We start from the raw sequence: 18,438 nt of genomic DNA, 5'->3' as shown, positions 1-18,438 counted from the left end.
AAGCGCCCGGGCGGTGGCGTTTTCGGACGGCTAACTATTCCTGCAATGGCCTGGCCGTTGCAGGAATACTTCGCGGTTTCCCTGCCTTTTGAAGCTTTGGAAACCCCGGCTCGGTCGCGATTGGAACCTCATCGGAGGGACACTACCTCACCACCGCCAGCTTGCGCGTCGCGCTGAAGCCTTCGCTTTCCAAACGATAGAAATAAATCCCGGAAGCCAGGCCGCGGGCATCGAACTCGACGCGGTGGCTGCCGGCAGGCCGCTCGCCCTCGATCAACACGCGCACCAACTCACCGCGCAGATTGTAGACCGCAAGGTTGACTCTCCCGGTGTGCGGCAGCTCGAAGCGAATGGTCGTTGCCGGATTGAAGGGATTGGGATAATTTTGTGAGAGGGAAAATTGGGTTGGGGAAGTTGCAGCAATGGGATCGGCAACTGAAGTCGTATTGCTGCGACCGGTGGCAAAGGTGGCGATGCCGCCCAAATCGGCGACGTAGAGAAAACGGCCATCGGGTGAAAGCGTCAAGTCTGCCGGGTCAAACATGCCATAAACGCCGTTGCGCCAGCTTTGGAAACTCTCCTGTTGCGTGAGCTCGCCGCTAACACTGTCGCGCTCGAAAAAGGCGAGCAAGCTCGCGCTATAGCCGATGCCGCTGACGAGCGCATAGACTTCAAGGCCGTCGGAAGAGATCTCCAAATCGCGAATTTCTGTCCAGCCGCTGATCAGCATGCTCCGCAACAGAGACAGTTCGCCTGAAATTGAATTCCGCTTGAAGATCGCAATGGCAGGCTCACCATCGAAATCGGCGTCGAAATCGGCGGTGGAGGCATAGACGTGTCTGCCATCCGGAGAAACTTTGATGGCCATGCCGGCATAGCCGGAAACGTTATTTGTTGTCACTTTGCTTTGAAAGGAAAGTTCACCGGTTTGGGCATTGCGCTCGAAGGTGGCAATCTTTTGCAACAGATCGTTGCCGACGTGGTTGCAATAGAAGTTCCTGCCATCGGGTGAAAGCGTCATGGAGACGATCTCGAACAAGCCATAGGGCCGGCAATCGAGCTTTTGCACGAGGGAGATTTCGCCGCTTTGATGATTTCGGTGGTAAACCCGCAGGAACATTTTGTCATTGAGATAGAGATGCGAGCTTTCCGGGGCAAAGACCATGGCGCCACCCCATTCCAGATACGTTGGCAAGACGAGAGAGTCTTGCCGGGTTTGAACAAGCTGCAAGTCACCACTGGCGGGATCGATTGCGAAAGCCGTGAGGGTGCCCTTCTCGAAGCTTGAGACGTAAAGATGCCTGCCGTCGGGCGCCATGACCATCGCGTTGAGGCTCGCAAGGGCATCACTTCCCACGAGCGAAAGAATGCCATCTTCTTGCTGGCGGGAGAAGGTGCTGATGCCTGCATCTTCGAAGCGCGCCGCCACATAGAGAAAGCGACCATCGGGGGAGACTTCGACGGAGCGCGAGCCGCGCAACCGGTCGGTGCCGCCAATATTATTTTTGAATTGTTGGGCCAGCGACAGTGCTCCTGTGGAGACATCTCTTTTAAATATCGAATGCCGGCTGCGGCCATCAATCATATATATGGCATCTCCATTGGGCGACATGCAAATGCGCGAGGGTTGATCGGAGGTGTAGTAGTCGATCTTGAGCAGATGATCATTCACGGCCGTAAGCAGACCAGTGCTGTCATCTCTTTGGTACAAGGCGAAATAACTGGCATTGTCGTAATGAAGAAAATATAAATGCATGCCATCCGAAGAAACCACCAGGTTATCGGGGCTGTTTTGAGTTATCTTCTGCAAAAGCATCAATCGCTCATTCTTTGAATCATAGCTCAAAACAAGCAGTGCATCTGTCGCTGCGTTGGTTATATAAACTTGCCGTCCATCCGGAGACTCTGTTACCGTTCCATACTCCCAACGTCCATCGGGTGTCGGACCTATGTCATAGAGATCTTGGTAATCGATTTTCCCGGAAACCGAGTTGCGGCCAATGATTGTCATTCTAGTGCCATTCTTTCCACCGCCGTAAAAACGCTTTCCATCGGGCGAGATCGCAATCCACGCTGGAACATTGAGGCCACCCAACTCGGGCGCACCGTTTCTCAAAACCTGAACTTTCTCGATCTCGCCGCTCTCAATATTACGAGCAAAGGTTGCTACCAGACCGATGCCACTGTAAAACCAATAAAGGTGCCGGCCATCAGGTGAAATCAAAAGCTTGTGATTGCGTTCCACAAAGGGCACGGTGCCACGTCGCCGGCCAAAGACACTGTCCTGTATGACTTGCTTCAGAACAATCTTGCCATTGGTTGTATCCCTGGTGAAGAGCAGCAAGGTTTGCTGGTTCTGACAGACGCCGTAGAGATAGCGACCATCGGGTGAGAGGGCGAGATCCGACACATTGTGAACGTCGTGCACACCCTCATGATCATTGTTGAGAACCTGAATAACCGCGATTGTGTCAATACCGTCACGGCGCTGAAAAACGGCAATGGTGTAACTGCCGCTGGCGTAGACGTTTTTGCCGTCCGGAGAGCAGATAATGGCATGATCCAAGTGAGTGTCGGCAATGAACGATACAAAGTCGGCTTGCTGAGCGTAAAGGGAGGAAAACAGAAGAAACAAAGCCATGCCAAAGGTTCGAATACGAACAGCCTGTCTGCGGAATGGCAGGGGACTTGGTTGGCATTTGAATTCATCCTGACACATGAGCATAGTCCTATTCAGGCAAATTGAGTATCAAAACGCTGTAAGGGGGGATACTTGACATTATACTCTCACTCAGCTCATTCTGAAGAAAGACCAAGCGAGCTCCCGAGCCGTTCACGTAAACTCGACGGACCGCCTCATTCTTGTTCTCGACTGAAACGCATGGAAGGAAAAGGGAGAACGCGGCTTTCTTCCGCCTTCTCCCTTTGTGTAGAGCGAGATTCCATACAACCATGCCTGCAGTGCTGGCGACTCTGTGCTCTCAATCAAGCAGCGCCGGAAAAAGAGCGCCGCAACGCGATATCATTTTACAACTGCCAGCTTGCGAACCTTATCGAACTCGGTGGTATGTAGCCGGTAGAAATAAACTCCCGAAGCTACAGAAACACCCTGGTGATTGCGACCATCCCAGATCTTGGCATGATAGCCGGCTTTCATTGGCTCATCTATGAGTGTCCGGACACGACGGCCCAACACGTCGTAGATAATCAATGTCACGTGAGTTGCTTTGGGAAGATCGAACTTCATCACGGTCACCGGATTAAAGGGGTTGGGATAATTGGGATGCAAGGCAAAGCGCTTGGGCAACCCATCATCGGCTCGAGTGGAATCCGGCTGGGCGACGATCTTCGGCGCGCCATCCGGTCTTGTTCCGATCCAAATACCGTTGCCGTGCGTGGGCATAATAAGCGTGTCGTTCATGCCAGGCACGAACGCCAAAGTCACTGCATCGGGCCATTTGTGCTGGGTTACGCTGTTGGGCAGGGCAGAGAACGTCTCGCCGCCATCGGTGCTTTGCCAGAGATTCATGAGCTTGTAGTTGTCCTCGCCTCGATACTTGCCGCTGGAGATCAGTCGATCTGCCCGCAGTCCAAAGCGATAGGTCACTGCCAGGATGGTATTGGGATTGGCTGGATCTTGAGCCAAGCCGCCAATGGCTATATTGAAACCTGGCCTTCCCAGACTGTCGGGGCCGCCAATTTTCCAAAAGCTTCTCCCTGCTACATCGTTCTTCTCCCATCGTACCAAGCCGCCGGCATAATTTAGACTATCCTGGTCAGCCTGATGTCCACCAGTCACACCGGCAAAGACGTGCGTCGGGGTGATCAAGAGATTGATCACCTCTGCGGTCTTGGAAGTATCGACACCAGTTTCAGCGGCTGCGCCGTTGAATCGCCCCTTGATCACCTCCTCCACCTGCACGATACAATTTGCCGGATCAAGATTGGTTCTGTTGCTCACCAACTTAATCCTGAACACCCCGCCCGCGGGCCAGTGCCGGGAAACGTACAAATGATCGGCGCTGTCGGGGTCGAACATCAGGCGCGAATAATAATGATGACCACCAGTGGAACTCGTCGGAATCACAGCATCAAGATCAGCGTCCGTGATCTTGGCAAATTGACCATTGTTGTAACTGCCATCGAGCGTGCCATCAGCATTGAGCCGCGCGTAATATAGGCCATGATTACGCACGCCGGCAAACACGCCTCTGCGGTCATCCTTGACGTCAAAGACAAACGCATGAATCATCGCATCTGGCAGGCCGGCAAAGGTGCCACCACCGGCAACGCTCGGTCCGCCGGCAATGATCGCCCAATCTTCCGGCCCGCCGGCGCCGGCGAGATTGTTTTGGAGTAATCCGCCCCGGCCAGCGTCGTTCGGCCGCAAATTGCGCGTGCCGGCTGAGACGAGCACGGTGTTGCTGTTCAACGGATGAAACGCGAGATGATAAATGAATTGGTTCAAAGTATTGCCGTTCGAAGTGTACCACTGCGACGTCGCCAGCCTGCGCTGCGACCATCTCACTGGTCTTTCATGAATATCGGCGGTGCGCAGCAAGCCGTTATCCCCGCAGCCCAGCAACACCACCTTGGGATCAACAGGTTTGAAAGCCGGTATTTGACCATTGAAGAACACTTCGTCCATGCCCCGGCTGATGTATGCCTCATCGCCACTCGCATCCGTGCCGGCTTTGGTGGTGAAAATTTGCCGGAAGGAACGCGGTGAATCGAAGCGGGGAAGGGGGAAGGTGTTGTCAATGACCTCGCCGGTTTCATTGCCGGGCGGCGGCGCCTTGAGCGGACCATACCCCCAACAACCGTAAACGATGGGATGGTTGTTCGGATCTTCGGGATTCAAGGTGAGGCTGCCGAAGCGAAGCTGGGTGTTGCCATCGCTGTCCAGCTCGCGATAGCCCCAATCGCTTGTCCCCCACTCTGGCGAGACGATGCGCTGAAACACATTCATGCCGCCTGCCAGCGCATGACTGGTGACCGCCAGATAAATTTCCTCGCCCAGCTCTTTGCCCAGGAACAATTGGAAATTGGAGCGTGTGGCGCCGGTTTTGGCAGCCAACCGCCCCAGTCGCTTGTCAACCTGTTTGCTCTTCCAGTCCGGCTGATTGATCGAGGTGGCCTGATGCGACAGCGGCTCCGCAGCGAGGGCAATCAACGAATCCAGCGTGGTGACGGCACGATAAACACCGCCGCCCTCACCGTCATTCTGAGCATAGCGAGTCGCCCACAGATGCAGGGGTGAGTCAGCGCCGACGGGCGTGGGCAGAGGGCTGTTGCACAACGGCACCAGACTGACCACATTCGTCACCAGCTTGTTGTTACTGGCGGGCAGGCTGGTAATCTTGACGAATGTGATGCTGTCAGGATCTGGATGAAACAGCGTGTTACTGTAGTAGAGGGCGCCTTTGTAAGCATAGCCCTGGCCGTTCTGAAGAGTATGACCGGTGGCAATGAAAACGTGCAGACTGTCACTGTTACTGGAACTGGTGACATAGTCGATGTCATAGACGATTTCGTCTGTTTCAGCGCCGTCGAGGCTGACCAGCTCCCAGTTCTGTCCGCCGTCGATAGAGCGCAACAGCGCGCCCAGGCCATGCTGCGTATCGGGCTTTTCACGCAGATCACCGATGCCGGCAAGCATGAAATCCGTGTTCAATGGGTATTCCCGGATGATCCCAATCCACGGAAAGCGCCCATCTTCTGCACGCATTACCGGAACGCCGGGATCATTGCGCGCCGGCATCACTGCGGCGCGCCAGTCGCCGCCGGCCGCCGGGCCATAATAGATGCCCTCGGCACTGCCGGCGATGAGCCGGGCGTTGGTTCGGTTGAAAGCCACGGTGGTGAGGTAGGCATCGGGAACATCGCTTTCACTGGTGGGGTCGGGATCCCAAACCGGCTGCCACGAATTGCCGAGATCAGTGGAGCGATAAAGCCCGGAAACATCCGTTGCCAAATAGAGCGTGGGTGGGCTTCCTGCTGGCCGGTAAATGTCGTAGGGATCAAAGCGAATCTCAAGGCAAAATCCCCCGCCGCCGATCGAGTGATTGGTCCATGAGAAACCATTCTGCCCGAGGCTCTGGCCACACAGACTGGAAAGAGTCAAAGCCAGCGCCACAACTTGCAATTTGCTCGACATAAAACCTCCCTGCTGAAAAGGTGAACTGCCGCCTTTCCTGCCGCGTCAAAGCTGCCGTGCCGAGAGGATTGGTTGGGACGGAAAGTGATGGAATTGGATGATGGGGTGGTTGCTGTGCCGGGAGGAAATCCCCTTCCCCGTGGCGGAAATTCGCTTTTGACGACGAGAAGGTCAAGGAGGATTTCGGGCGAGGGGGCAAGGCCGCAGTGATTGTCGGCGATGATCTCGCCACGGCTGTGCCGTGGCGGGCGGTCACGACGCCCGGCTCCAGGCGCCAAGAGCAACGGTGCCACCGTTGCTGAGCAATATGACACCGCCGGAAACTGAGGCATTGCCGCAGCGGCGGCTTCCCGCTTGACAATCAAGACTTTTTCGTTTATATTCGCGCCATTCAAAAATCGAATCTGGCTGGTACGGAACCACATCAGAGGAGAGGGCATGCAAGCAGTCATCAACAAGATGCGGGAGAGCCTGCTCAAGTCTCAAGTCTGGAAGTCGATGTTCCGTCATGATTACGAGGATTCCCAGCGTAATCGCCTGCTGCAAGTGCTCGACAATTTCTGGATGCACTTGCATCCCACCAAGCTTCCCCGCCACGGCACGTACATCCGTTTCACCTGGTGCATGGGCGGCATCACCTTTCTGCTCTTTCTCGTCACCGCCGTCACCGGCGTCTTGTTGATGTTCTACTATCGCCCCACCGCCGAATACGCCTTCGCGGACATGAAATATTTGCAGTTCGACGTGCCCTTCGGCATGTTCCTGCGCAACATGCACCGCTGGGCGGCGCACGGCATGGTGATCGCCGTGTGGCTGCACATGTTTCGCGTTTTTCTCACCGGCTCCTACAAGCCCCCCCGGGAATTCAACTGGGTGGTCGGCGTCATTCTGCTCACCACCACGCTTCTGCTCTCCTTTACCGGATATCTGTTGCCGTGGGATCAGCTTTCCATCTGGGCGGTGACGGTCGGCACCAATATGGCGCGCGCCACACCCTTGCTCGGCCATGAGGGCCCGTTCGGCCCCGAGCTGGGCATGAAGCCCGACAACGACGTGCGCTTCATGCTGCTCGGCGGCACGCAAGTCGGCCCGCCCACGCTGCTGCGTTTCTACGTGTTGCACTGCATCTTCCTGCCGTTGTTTGCGGCGGTTTTCATGGGCGTGCACTTTTGGCGCGTCCGCAAAGACGGCGGCATTTCCGGCCCGCTGTAGTGGGGCCGTGCCGCCCGCGGGCGGCCTTGCAACACAACACCCCCGCTCTCTTGACAATTGGGCACGCCTCTGCTGATCGGCGGTTGCGGTGCGCCGGTCAGGCGCAGCTTCACACGCACAGAAGGTTGGGTATTCATGGAAAATCTCATCAATATTCTGAAGAACCCCGACAACATTCCGATCGTGGGTCTGCTGTTCATCATTCCTTTTTATGTGGGATTGTGGTGGCGCGAGGCCAGCCGCAACGACCGCCGCCTCACCAACGGCGAGTTCGAAAAGATGAAGGAGGAGGGGCAGGATCGCATTCACACCTGGCCTTACCTCACCCGCAACGAGTTTCTCGCCGCCCTCATCGTGATGATCATCCTCACCGTCTGGTCCGTGGTGCTGGATGCGCCGCTGGAAGAACCTGCCAATCCCTCCCGCACGCCGAATCCTTCCAAAGCGCCGTGGTACTTCCTGGGCCTGCAGGAAATGCTGGTCTACTTCGATCCCTGGATTGCCGGCGTGGTGCTGCCAACACTGATCATCGTCGGGCTGATGGCGATCCCCTACATCGACCCCAACAAAAAGGGCAACGGCTATTACACCTTCAAAGAGCGGCCGTTCGCCATTTCGGTTTTTCTTTTCGGTTTTCTCGTGTTGTGGCTGTGGCTGATCATTCTCGGCACCTTTTTGCGCGGCCCGGGCTGGAATTTTTTCGCACCCTGGGAATTGTGGGACCCGCACAAGGTGGTGGCGATGGTGAATGTCGATCTGCACGAAGTGGTCGGCATTCGCTCCAAACTGGGCGCCGGGCTGTTTGGCCTGGTGTTGGTCGGGGGGTATTTCGCATTGATTCCGATCTATTGGTTCTGGAAACGAGACAAGTCCGATATCCTGAAAACGCTGGGGCCACTGCGTTACAGCGTCAATGCCTTTCTGCTGCTGTCCATGATGGGCTTGGTCATCAAGATGTTCTTGCGGATCGCGTTCAACATCAAGTACATCTGGGTAACGCCGTGGTTCAATGTCTAAGGAGGCGGACTTGGCGAAACGTTCCGATATTCCGATCGAAGAACGGGACTATAGTCGCATCTATTTTGTCTGCAGCGCATTGCTCGCGCTCACGACCTTCTGGGCGGTGATCGACATGATCTGGGTGCGCTCGCCCTGGCAGCGTACCCAGCGCGAATTCAACCGCCTCGAGCGCGACAGCCTGCAAACCCAGCTCGCCGCGGAAAACGCCAAACTGCATGACGGCGAGTTGAAAGAGCAATACCAGGATCTGCTGGCGCAACTGGCACAGGCACAGGCGGCGCTGCGCAGCCCGGAATACCAACAGGCGCTGGCGGATTCGGCGCAAGTTGCGGCCACCATTGCCAGGGCGGTGCAGCAATACCGCTTCGCCAAAAGCGAGGCCGATGCCGAGTATTACCTCTACAAGGAGGCGCAATACCATCACGATCAAGCGGCGCACGAGCGGCACGGCCGCCGGCTGGAAGAACTCAACCGGCTGGCCGCGGAGTGGAAGCAGAAGTGGGATGAAGCTGAGGCCCAGAAGCACGCGGTGCAGGAACGGCTGCGCCGGCAGCGCGCACAGCTTCACGAAGTCGAAGGCCAGTTGACGCAACTCACGAAGGGCCGCGAGGAGTTGCAGTTTCGCCTCGACCGCATCGACGAGCGCAAGATCAAGATTCAGCAAGTCGTGCTGCCGGAATTTGCCAAGGGCAACTTCGGCAATTTCATCAACAACGTCGATCGCTGCCATACTTGCCATGTGGCCTACAACCGCAAGGGCTTCGAGGCGATGACCGAGCCGTTCCGCACCCACGCCTCGCTGGATACGCTCTTGCGCATTCATCCGGTCGAGCGCTTCGGCTGCACACCGTGTCACGAAGGCCAGGGCCCGGCGTTGCAAACCGTGGACATGGCGCATGGCTTCGCCAAACATTGGGAACATCCGCTGCTCACCGGCGCGTTTGTGCAAACCGGCTGCAACAAGTGTCACGCGCAAGAACTGCGGCTGGCGCATGCCGAGCAGCTCAACCGCGCCAAGCGCATGGTCTTCGATCTGGGCTGCTACGGTTGTCATGAAATTCGCGGCTATGAGACGCTCGATCGCATCGGGCCGGATTTGAGCCGCGTGGCGCACAAGCTTTCGCCGGGCTTTGTTTACGGCTGGCTGCGCAACAATCGCGAGCTGCGGCCGCATTCGCGCATGCCCAATCCCATGTACACCCATGAAGAGGCGGTGGCGGCAACCGCCTATCTGTTCGAGGCCGGCAAGCAGCCGGGCTGGACGCCCGTCGCGATGCCGGCCAACGGCAATGCAGCACGCGGCGAGACGCTGGTGGAAACCGTGGGCTGCAAGGGTTGCCACGTCGTGGCAGCGGAAGATCGCGAGCTGCGGCCCAACCCGCTGCCCTATGACATGGCGCCTGATTTGAGCGTGGTGGCGGCCAAGGCCACGCCGCAGTGGTTGTATGATTGGATCAAGAATCCCAAGCATTTTTCGCCGGCGACGCGCATGCCCAATCTGCGCTTGAGCGATCAGGAAGCGGCGGACATTACGGCTTATCTGCTGACCTATAAAGGCAGCACCACCTTGCCCGGCAATTACAGCGCGCCCCTGCCGGAGCTCAGCAATCCTGCATTGATCAGCCAGGGTAAAGCGGTGCTGCGCAACTTCGGTTGTCACGGCTGCCATGTCATTCCCGGCCTGGAGAATGAAGGCCGCGTGTCGGTTTCGCTGAATGAGTTCGGCGCGAAGACCACCGAAGAGTTGTTCTACGGCGATGCGCTGGCCAACCAGCAGGTGGAGAAAACCTGGACGGGCTGGACCATCGGCAAGCTGAAGAACTCGCGCCTGTATGCCACCGAAGCGGTGATTCAGCGCATGCCGAATTATCAATTGGCGGAGGAAGATGCCACTGCATTGGCCGTACTATTGCGGTCATGGGACGGCCGCGTGATCGGTGAGCGCTACGTCAAGCCCTGGCATGGCCGCGATGAAGCCGTGCAGGCCGGTCGCCAATTGGTGCGCAAGTACAACTGCACCGGCTGCCATGTGATCGAAGGTGAAGGCTGGGATATCAAGCCCGCGCTCATCCAGGCGCTGGGTAAGGAAGGCCTCGACGAGTTCACCGCCTCGGCTTATGCGCCGCCGGACTTGATCGGAGAGGGCCGGAAGGTGCAGAGCGAATGGCTCTTCAATTTTCTCAAGCAGCCGCGCACCGGCGAGATCCGGCCGTGGCTGCGCACGCGTATGCCGACATTCGGCTTCACCGACAAGGAAGCCAACGCCCTGGTCGAGTATTTCAAATCGTTGGAAGGAGAAGCGCCCGGGTTTTCTTATTTGCCGGAATACGAGATCACCGCAGATCAACGCGTGGGCGCACAGAAGCTGGTTTCACGCGATTATTTTGATTGCTTTTCGTGTCATCAACGCGGCGCGCAAAAGCCGCAAGGCCCGCCGGATGGTTGGGCGCCGGACCTGGCAATGGCCAGCCAACGCTTGAATCCGGAATGGATTGCGGCCTGGATTCGCGACCCTCAGACCTTGCAGCCGGGCACGAAAATGCCCTCGTTCTATCCGGATTCCTATCCGCCGGATGTCTTGGATGGCGATCCCGACAAGCAGATTATCGCTTTGCGCAATTACTTGCTGGGCTTGGGAAACGGCAAACCCTGATGGCCGGGCAAGCCGCCACCCTGCGCTGCTGAGACTGAAATGTTTGGATTCTCATGTGCAGGCACGCAGTCGATTGTGATCCATGCGCACTCAGATTCCTTTCCTGGCAGAAGCACGCATCGAATCCGAGTTAGAGGAGGTTGCCCGTGTCCGAAGAAAAAAAAGAAGCTGCGGGGCCGGCTGGTGAAATGAAGAAAGCGGCTGCCCCGGCGGTCGGCGCCGAGAAGAAAACTTCACCCGCCGCGGCGGAAGTGACCAAAGCCAAGCCGGGATCCCGCTCGACACTGACCGAGCCGCTGGCGCCCGGCACGCTGTGGATGTCACGCCGCAATTTTCTCTCGCGCGCCGGCTGGGTGGCGTTTTTCAGCTTTCTCGGCACGATGTTGCTCGGCTCGTTGCGTTACATGTTTCCGCGCGTGCTGTTCGAGCCGTCCACTCTGTTCAAGGCCGGCTTGCCCGACGATTATCCCGTGGGCGCGGTCAGCACCAAGTGGGTGAAGGACTACCGCACCTGGATCGTGCGCAACGACAAGGGGTTCTACGCCATCTTCGCGCAGTGCACACATCTCGGCTGCACGCCGCGCTGGCTCGAAGCCGAAGCCAAGTTCAAATGTCCGTGCCACGGCAGCGGCTTCACGATGGATGGCCTCAACTTCGAAGGCCCGGCGCCGCGGCCGCTGGAACGCGTGAAGATCGATATTTCCGAAGACGGCCAATTGCTGGTGGATACCAGCATCCGTTACCGTGAAGAGCAGGGGCAGTGGAACAATCCTGGTGCCTTTCTCCCGCTGGGCGTATCGTGACGCCTCAGGCAAACGACAAGGGGCAAACGGCGAGAGGCACGGATGCACGAGTCCCCCTGGCCGTTTGCCCCTTCTTATTTGAATGGAGGCGTTTCTGCGCAAGGCGCTCTGGTATTTCGCCAAGGCTTTTCAGATGCTCGGCCTGGCGCTCACGTTGTGGGGCATCATCACCGGACTCTCGGATCCGCTGGGCGATGCGGCTTTCAAAGCCGAGGCCAGGCTGGCGATAACCGGTGTGCTGGTGTTCGGCGTGGGCTGGTTCATGGAAAGAGCATTCCGCAAGTGAACGGTGGCAGGCAGGTTGGCATTTCCCCGCGCAGCAGCGTGCTGCGCCCGGGCTTGATCATAAATACTCTTGGGTGTAGGCTATGCGAAAAATATTGGCAATGATACTGGCCGGCGGCCGCGGGGATGAGCTTTCGGTGTTGACGCAAATGCGCCCCAAAGCCGCGGTGCCCTTCGGCGGGTTGTATCGCGTGATCGATTTTCCCATGAGCAATCTGATGCGCTCGGGAATCGAGAATGTCGGCATTCTCTCGCAATACCGCTCTTATTCCCTGATCAATCACATCGGCAACGGCGCCTCCTGGGAAATGGTGGGCCGGGAGCGCAGCGTCACCGTGCTGCCGCCGTTTACGAAGCAGAGGTATTCGGATTGGTACCGCGGCAGCGCCGACGCGGTTTTTCAAAACCTCGGCTTCATTCGCGTGCATAATCCCGATCTCGTGCTCGTGCTCTCCGGCGATCACGTCTATGCGATGAATTATGGCCCGCTCATCGATTTTCATCTCGAACACGACGCAGACTTGACCATCGCCTTCACCCCCACCGACCGCTCGCAAGCCTCGCGTTTCGGCTTGGGCCGTCTGGAGCTGGCGGCCGGCCGGCGCGGCGGCCGGCTGGTGGAATATCTCGAAAAGCCCGAGACCATTCCCGCTTGGCCGGAGCAGCGCTATTGGGCTTCGCTGACGATTTACCTGTTCTCCGCCAAAGTGCTGGCCGAGGTGCTCCGCCAGTACATGACCGGCGAGCCCAAGGGCTATGAATTCGGCCGCCACCTCATCCCGGAGATGGTGAAGAAGCATCGCGTGTTTGGCTATTGGGATGACGGCTACTGGGGCTACACCCGCACCATCGACGAGTATTGGCAGACGAACATGGATATGCTCGGCGAGCATCCCAGGATCGATCCCGAACAATGGCAGGTGCGCACCAATCTCGCGCACGATCTGGTGCGCGACCGGCCGCCGGCCCACGTCGACTCCGGCGCCCAGATCGAGAACTCCCTGCTCTACAGCGGTTGCCGCATCAAAGGCGCAGTGAAGAACAGCATTCTCTTCCCCGGCGTGGAGATCGGCGAGAACGTGCAGGTGGAAGATTCGATCTTGATGTTCGATGCCAAAGTCGCGGCCGGCTGTCGCCTGCACAAAGTCATCACTGATGCCGAGGTGCACATTGCGCCGGAGTGTGAGATCGGCAACGGCGACCCCGCGGTTCCCAATGAAGAATATCCCCAGCTTCTACGCAGCGGTATCACCCTGATCGGGCGCGGCGCCCATCTCCCCGAGCGCCGCAAGATCGGTTCGAACTGCATCGTGCATCCCAATCTGACGCCGGCCCAGTTTCGCGAGCGGGAGTATGAATCGGGAGTGTCGATCTCATGAAAAAGACCCTGGCCATGCTGCTCGCCGGCGGTGTCGGCAGCCGGTTGAACATTCTGGCGCATGCGCGCGCCAAGCCGGCAGTGCCCTTCGGCGGCCTGTATCGCATCATCGACTTCACGCTGAGCAACGCCCGCAATTCCGGCATCATCAACGTCGGCGTGCTCACGCAATACAAACCGCTCTCCCTGATGGAACACATTGGCAGCGGTGAGCCGTGGGACTTTGTCGGCCGCATGCGCGGCGCCAAAATTTTGCCGCCGCGCACCGGTGAAAAAGACTCCGATTGGTACAAAGGCACCGCCGACGCCATCCGCCAGAATATCGACTACATCCGTAATTTCGATGCCGATCAAGTGCTGGTCCTGTCCGGCGATCATATCTACTACATGGACTACAGCGAGATGGTCGACTTTCACAAGAGCCGCGGCGCGGATCTCACCATCGCCATGATGCGCGTGCCGTGGGAGGAGACCCGCCATTTCGGCATTGCCACCATCGATGAGCACGATCGCATCATGACCTGGGAGGAAAAGCCCAAGCAGACCAAGAGCAATCTCGCTTCCATGGGCGTTTATGTCTTCAACACCGATTTTCTCTATCACTGCCTGCGCACCATTCCGGAGCATGATTTCGGCAAGCACGTGATCACCGAAGTCATCAAAACCCACACGATTTGCGCCTATCCCTTCACCGGTTACTGGCGGGACGTGGGCACGCTCTTCGCCTATTGGGACGCCAACATGGATTTGCTGCGGCCCGGCTCCGGCCTCGACCTGCCGCGCTGGAAGGTCTACACCAACCTCGAAGAGGAAGGCCGCTCCGGCGACCGGCCGCCCACGCGCATTCTCGACGGCGCCAACGTCGTCAACAGCATCGTCGCGCAAGGCTGCGTCATCGAAGGTGAAGTGCGGAACAGTGTGCTCTCGCCGGGCGTTCGCGTTGGCAAGGGCGCGGTGGTGAGTGATTCGGTGGTCATGCACGACAGCGTCATTGAGCAGGACGCCGCGCTTTCCTTCGTCATCGCCGACAAGCTGACCCGTTTCCGGCCGGGCTGCCGCGTCGGCTTCGGCGACCGATCCCGGCCCAACCGCCGCTTCACTGATCATCTGAGCGAAGGGCTGACCATCGTGGGCAAGCTGGTGACGGTGCCCACCAAGGTGACGATCGGTTGCAACTGCATTATTCATCCGCAAAGCACGGAAATCAGTTATCATTCAGATTTCGTAAAGGACGGCGAGACAATCGGTTTCAATTAAACCAGCCCGTTGGAATTGATCAGGAGCCCGAACCGTTTTCCACGCTCGGAACCGAGTATGATTCCCCTGTGCATCATGGTTTTGCCGGATTGCCTCTTTGCCATTGGATTTCTCACACGCACGACAACGAACTTCTGTGAAAGCCATTCTACTTGCCGGTGGCATGGGGACGCGCTTGCACCCCCTCACCCTCACCCGCCCAAAGCCGCTGTTGCCCATTGGTAATCTTCCCATCATTGCGCGCATCATTCTTGCCTTGCGCCGGCAGAACATCCGCGAATTCCTTTTTCTGCTGCATTACCAGCCGGAGGCGTTCCTCGCCCAGCTCGGCAACGGCGAGGCTTTTGATGCCGCCTTCGAGTATTACATTCTCGAAAAAGATCTCAGCACCGCCGGCAGCGTGCGCTTCATTCGCGAGCAGATCCACGAAACGTGTTTGATTCACGCTGCAGATATTCTTACCGAAGCGCCCGTGGCGGCCATGCTCGAGTTTCATCGCAGCAAACGCAGCCTGGCAACCATAGCCCTGTGTCCGCAGCCTGCGCCTTTGTCATTCGGCATCGTGCGGCGCCAGCCGGAAGGCCGCATTCTGCAGTTTCTCGAAAAACCCACCTGGCCGGAAGTCTTCAGCGATTGGGTGAATGCCGGCGTCTATATCATCGAACCGGAATTGCTCGACCACATTCCGGAGTCCGGCGAGCAAGTCTATTTCGAAAAACATGTCTTTCCCCAACTCGCCGCCAAGGCCGCGCCGCTGTACGGCTTTCCCATTCAAGGCTACTGGCGCGACGTGGGCACGCCCGAAGACCTGCGCGTGGCGAATTTGGAATTTCTCGACGGCAAGCTGACGGCGGCATTTTTGACCCGCGAAGAAGCAGCGCGCCATCGCCAGGAGCGCAGCTATCTGGCGTACGGCGAGGGAAATCGCATCGCCAGCACCGCCCTGCTCTCGGAATCCGTCATCCGCAGCGGCTGCCAAATCGCGCCGCATACCCGCATTACTCGCAGCGTGCTGCTGGACGAGGTGAGCGTACTCGAGGGCGCGACCATCGACTCGGCGATCGTGATGGATCGCGTGCAAATCGGGCCGGCTGCGCGGCTGCTGCCGCACAGTCTGGTGGGCGAAGGCGCGCAGATCGAGGCACAATCCGTCATTCAAGCCAATGGCATCGTGCACCCCCGGCAGCGCGTGGCCTCGGGGCAGATCGTGGCCACACAGCGCGCGCTGCCGGTCGGCTATTTGCGGCGCTTGGTTGATTGCGGCGATCTGGTGGCAACAGACTTCAGTGCGGACTTTTTGAATTGGCTGGGCAGGTCTTTTGGCGTTCATCAAACCGCGCAGCGCCCTGCTTTGTTGGAATCCGGTGTTGCGCACACCGGCGGTGAGGCGGCCAGCATTCTGCTGGCTGCCGCGCACACGGCAGGTTCGGCGGAGGAAATTGCGCCGCTGCTGGCAGGGCTGCTTGCCGCTGGCTGTGAGGTCGCGTTGCTCCAGCCTGCCAGTGTGCCGCTGGCTCGCCAAGCTTTGCTCTCCCGGCGATACGCCGGCGGCATTTATCTGGGCAATGCCGGCGATGCCAATCTCTTGCGGGTGATTTTGCTCGATCACCATGGCCACGATTTTTCCACCGCTGCCACCTGCGCGCTCGAGTTCGAAGAATTGTCCCACCACCGCGGCATGGGCCGGTTCGAGAACCTGGATGCCGAGCAAGTCCGCCGCGAATATGTGAGCGCCCTGGCTGACTTTTTGGCCCCGCCCGCGGCGGGGATTCCCGCTTGTCATGTGCACGTGAGCGAAGCCGGACTTGGGCAGCTCGTCGCGCACTTCGCCAAAGCGCTTTCTATGCCGTTGGCAGTCGTGGTGGATGAACCGGCTGCGCGGCCTCACACGATTTGCGGCAGGCGGGAGAGTTGGTGTTTTTCTCTTGCGAGCAACGGTGAGCGGCTGCGCTTGCATCATGCGGACACCGGCCGCGCGGTCAGCGATTTGCTGTTCAGCCGCCTCCTGCAGCAGGAGGAATCCGCCACGCAGATCTTCAATTGGCTGATGGACGCGCTCGCGGGCACCGGCGGCCGCACCGGCAGGCGCGTTTTGTCGATTGCGGGCGTGCGGCCGCGCTTTGCGGAATTCGGCCGCACGGCGGGCCTGGAGTCCTGGTTTGGTTTTGACGGCCGCGGCGGAATCATTCATTCCGCCTGGCAGGCACATCCGGACGCGCTGGTGGCGCTCGCCTGTGTGCTGCCGCGCCTCGCTTCCGTGCCGGCATTAGAGTGGCAGGCCGATCCGCTGGGCCATCAGTTCTTTTCCTGCCCTGCCGAACTCAAGGCGGAGTTGATGCGCCGGCTGCTCGAACGATTTGCGGCCGAGGTGACGGGCATCAGCGACGGTGTGCGTTTCGGTGGGGAATTGGATTGGGTGATCGTGCGTCCGTGCGCCAGCGCAGCAGCCTTGGAGCTGTACTATTGGGAGAACGCCGGCCGCAGCGCTGATTCGTTCATCGCGCGGGTGTTGCACAGCCTGCAGGAGTGGAAGCAGGAAGCAGAGGGCCGGACGCCAAATGGCCGGTGGGAGTAGAAGACGTCGCGCCGGCACGCTGAGGTTCCTGCAACGCGTAGATGCAGTTTGGCGTTGTCGTGTCTGGCATGGTAGAAGGCGTTGCGCCGGCGCCAAGGTTCTGCAACGGCTTGGCCGTTGCATTCAAAACCTCAGAAGTTTCGGGTCGCTCGAAGTTTTGGAACCCCCCGGTTCAGCTTGGATTGGAACATTTTTGAGCGGCCACTACCTCGACAATGGCAAGGCAGAAAACTCACCCCGTAATGCGAACCAACTGCATCTCAAAGAAAATCTCCGATTGATAGAAATAACCGAGTCGATGGAGAAGACTGGCATCCATTGGGTTGTTTCTATCAGTTGGAAATATGGCTTTGCTTCTGAAACGACAATTTCACTTGGCAGGAGCCCGATTCCCCTCTCCTTTCAAGCGAGGGGAGTTACAGGCATTCTTTTGATTCGCTTTCCTCTTTCTCGTTCGAGCGCCACGGCTGGGGGAAATGCGCTGTTGGGCAGCAACAAATCTGGCTTGACATTGCCGAGCTACATTTCCTCGTAGAACGTAATCTCCACGATTTCGACCTTCTTGGTGCGGCGCGGCAGTTTGATTTCGACGAGATCTCCCACCTTGTGCTTCATTAATGCCTGGGCAATCGGCGATTGATAGCTGATGATGTTCTTCTCCAGATCAGTTTCACCGTCGCCGAGGATGATGTACTTTTCCGCTTCCTGGGTGGCAGTGTCGACGATGGTGACCATCTTGCCCAGCGTGACGATGCCTTCCGGCAAATCGCCCCTGCGGATGATGCGGGCGTTCTGAAAGCGTTCCTGCAGCATGCCGAGCTTGGCCATGTAGTTGGCCTGCTTGTTTTTGGCGGATTCATATTCGGCATTCTCGCGCAGATCGCCGTGCTCGCGCGCCGTCGCAATTTCTTTGGCGATGTCGGTCTTTAAATATTTCTCGATGCGCTCGATTTCCTTGCGCAGTTTCTCGTAGCCGGCTTCGGTGAAATAGTACTGCTTCATGACTGAGAGCTCCTTGAACAGAGTGATGCGGCGCCGCTTGCATGTCGGGATTGCCTCCCCCGCAGGATAAAGCAAAGCCATTCCGCAGGGCTGGAA

12 protein-coding genes are annotated in these 18,438 nt (G+C 58.2%); 9 read left to right on the top strand and 3 right to left on the bottom strand.

Going from position 1 to position 18,438, the window contains the following annotated elements:
- Positions 1-142: 142 nt before the first annotated feature.
- Both L6R21_09830 and L6R21_09825 read right to left on the bottom strand, forming a co-directional pair.
- The gene (locus L6R21_09830) at positions 143-2,719 is read right to left on the bottom strand and encodes a beta-propeller fold lactonase family protein (protein ID MCK6559485.1); all 2,577 of its coding nucleotides are present in this window, start codon (positions 2,717-2,719) and stop codon (positions 143-145) included.
- Positions 2,720-3,022: 303 nt separating this feature from the next.
- Positions 3,023-6,157, bottom strand: coding sequence for a T9SS type A sorting domain-containing protein (locus L6R21_09825; protein ID MCK6559484.1), 3,135 nt, complete (start codon positions 6,155-6,157; stop codon positions 3,023-3,025).
- 438 nt (positions 6,158-6,595) lie between these two features.
- On the opposite strand from L6R21_09825, the gene L6R21_09820 reads away from it, so the two are divergent.
- The 9 genes from L6R21_09820 (at position 6,596) to L6R21_09780 (ending at position 17,875) form a co-directional block, all read left to right on the top strand.
- Entirely contained in the window at positions 6,596-7,369 is a 774-nt protein-coding gene (locus L6R21_09820; GenBank protein ID MCK6559483.1) for a cytochrome b N-terminal domain-containing protein, read from the top strand.
- 135 nt (positions 7,370-7,504) lie between these two features.
- Positions 7,505-8,386, top strand: a complete 882-nt coding sequence (locus tag L6R21_09815; GenBank protein ID MCK6559482.1) for a cytochrome C — start codon at positions 7,505-7,507, stop codon at positions 8,384-8,386.
- Between the two features lie 10 nt (positions 8,387-8,396).
- Entirely contained in the window at positions 8,397-11,042 is a 2,646-nt protein-coding gene (locus tag L6R21_09810; GenBank protein MCK6559481.1) for a c-type cytochrome, read from the top strand.
- A gap of 146 nt (positions 11,043-11,188) precedes the next feature.
- A complete protein-coding gene (locus tag L6R21_09805) occupies positions 11,189-11,845 on the top strand; it encodes a Rieske 2Fe-2S domain-containing protein (protein ID MCK6559480.1) in 657 nt (218 codons plus the stop codon).
- Between the two features lie 82 nt (positions 11,846-11,927).
- Positions 11,928-12,131, top strand: coding sequence for a hypothetical protein (locus L6R21_09800; GenBank protein ID MCK6559479.1), 204 nt, complete (start codon positions 11,928-11,930; stop codon positions 12,129-12,131).
- A gap of 82 nt (positions 12,132-12,213) precedes the next feature.
- Positions 12,214-13,509 (top strand): glucose-1-phosphate adenylyltransferase, encoded by a 1,296-nt coding sequence (locus L6R21_09795; GenBank protein MCK6559478.1) that lies wholly within the window; start codon positions 12,214-12,216, stop codon positions 13,507-13,509.
- Positions 13,506-14,765, top strand: coding sequence for an NTP transferase domain-containing protein (locus L6R21_09790; protein MCK6559477.1), 1,260 nt, complete (start codon positions 13,506-13,508; stop codon positions 14,763-14,765). The genes L6R21_09795 and L6R21_09790 overlap by 4 nt, the downstream gene beginning before the upstream one ends.
- A gap of 136 nt (positions 14,766-14,901) precedes the next feature.
- Entirely contained in the window at positions 14,902-17,340 is a 2,439-nt protein-coding gene (locus tag L6R21_09785; GenBank protein ID MCK6559476.1) for an NTP transferase domain-containing protein, read from the top strand.
- A 193-nt stretch (positions 17,341-17,533) separates the two neighbouring features.
- Positions 17,534-17,875, top strand: coding sequence for a hypothetical protein (locus tag L6R21_09780; protein ID MCK6559475.1), 342 nt, complete (start codon positions 17,534-17,536; stop codon positions 17,873-17,875).
- Here L6R21_09780 and greA read toward each other — a convergent pair.
- A complete protein-coding gene (gene greA, locus L6R21_09775; protein ID MCK6559474.1) occupies positions 17,860-18,342 on the bottom strand; it encodes a transcription elongation factor GreA in 483 nt (160 codons plus the stop codon). The genes L6R21_09780 and greA overlap by 16 nt on opposite strands.
- Positions 18,343-18,438 lie beyond the last annotated feature (96 nt).

The sequence above is a fragment of the bacterium genome (assembly GCA_023150945.1).
In the GTDB taxonomy this organism is placed as follows: Bacteria; Zhuqueibacterota; Zhuqueibacteria; order Zhuqueibacterales; family Zhuqueibacteraceae; genus Coneutiohabitans.
Note: the sequence above shows the minus strand (reverse complement) of the source record. Positions and strands in the feature narration are given on the sequence as shown.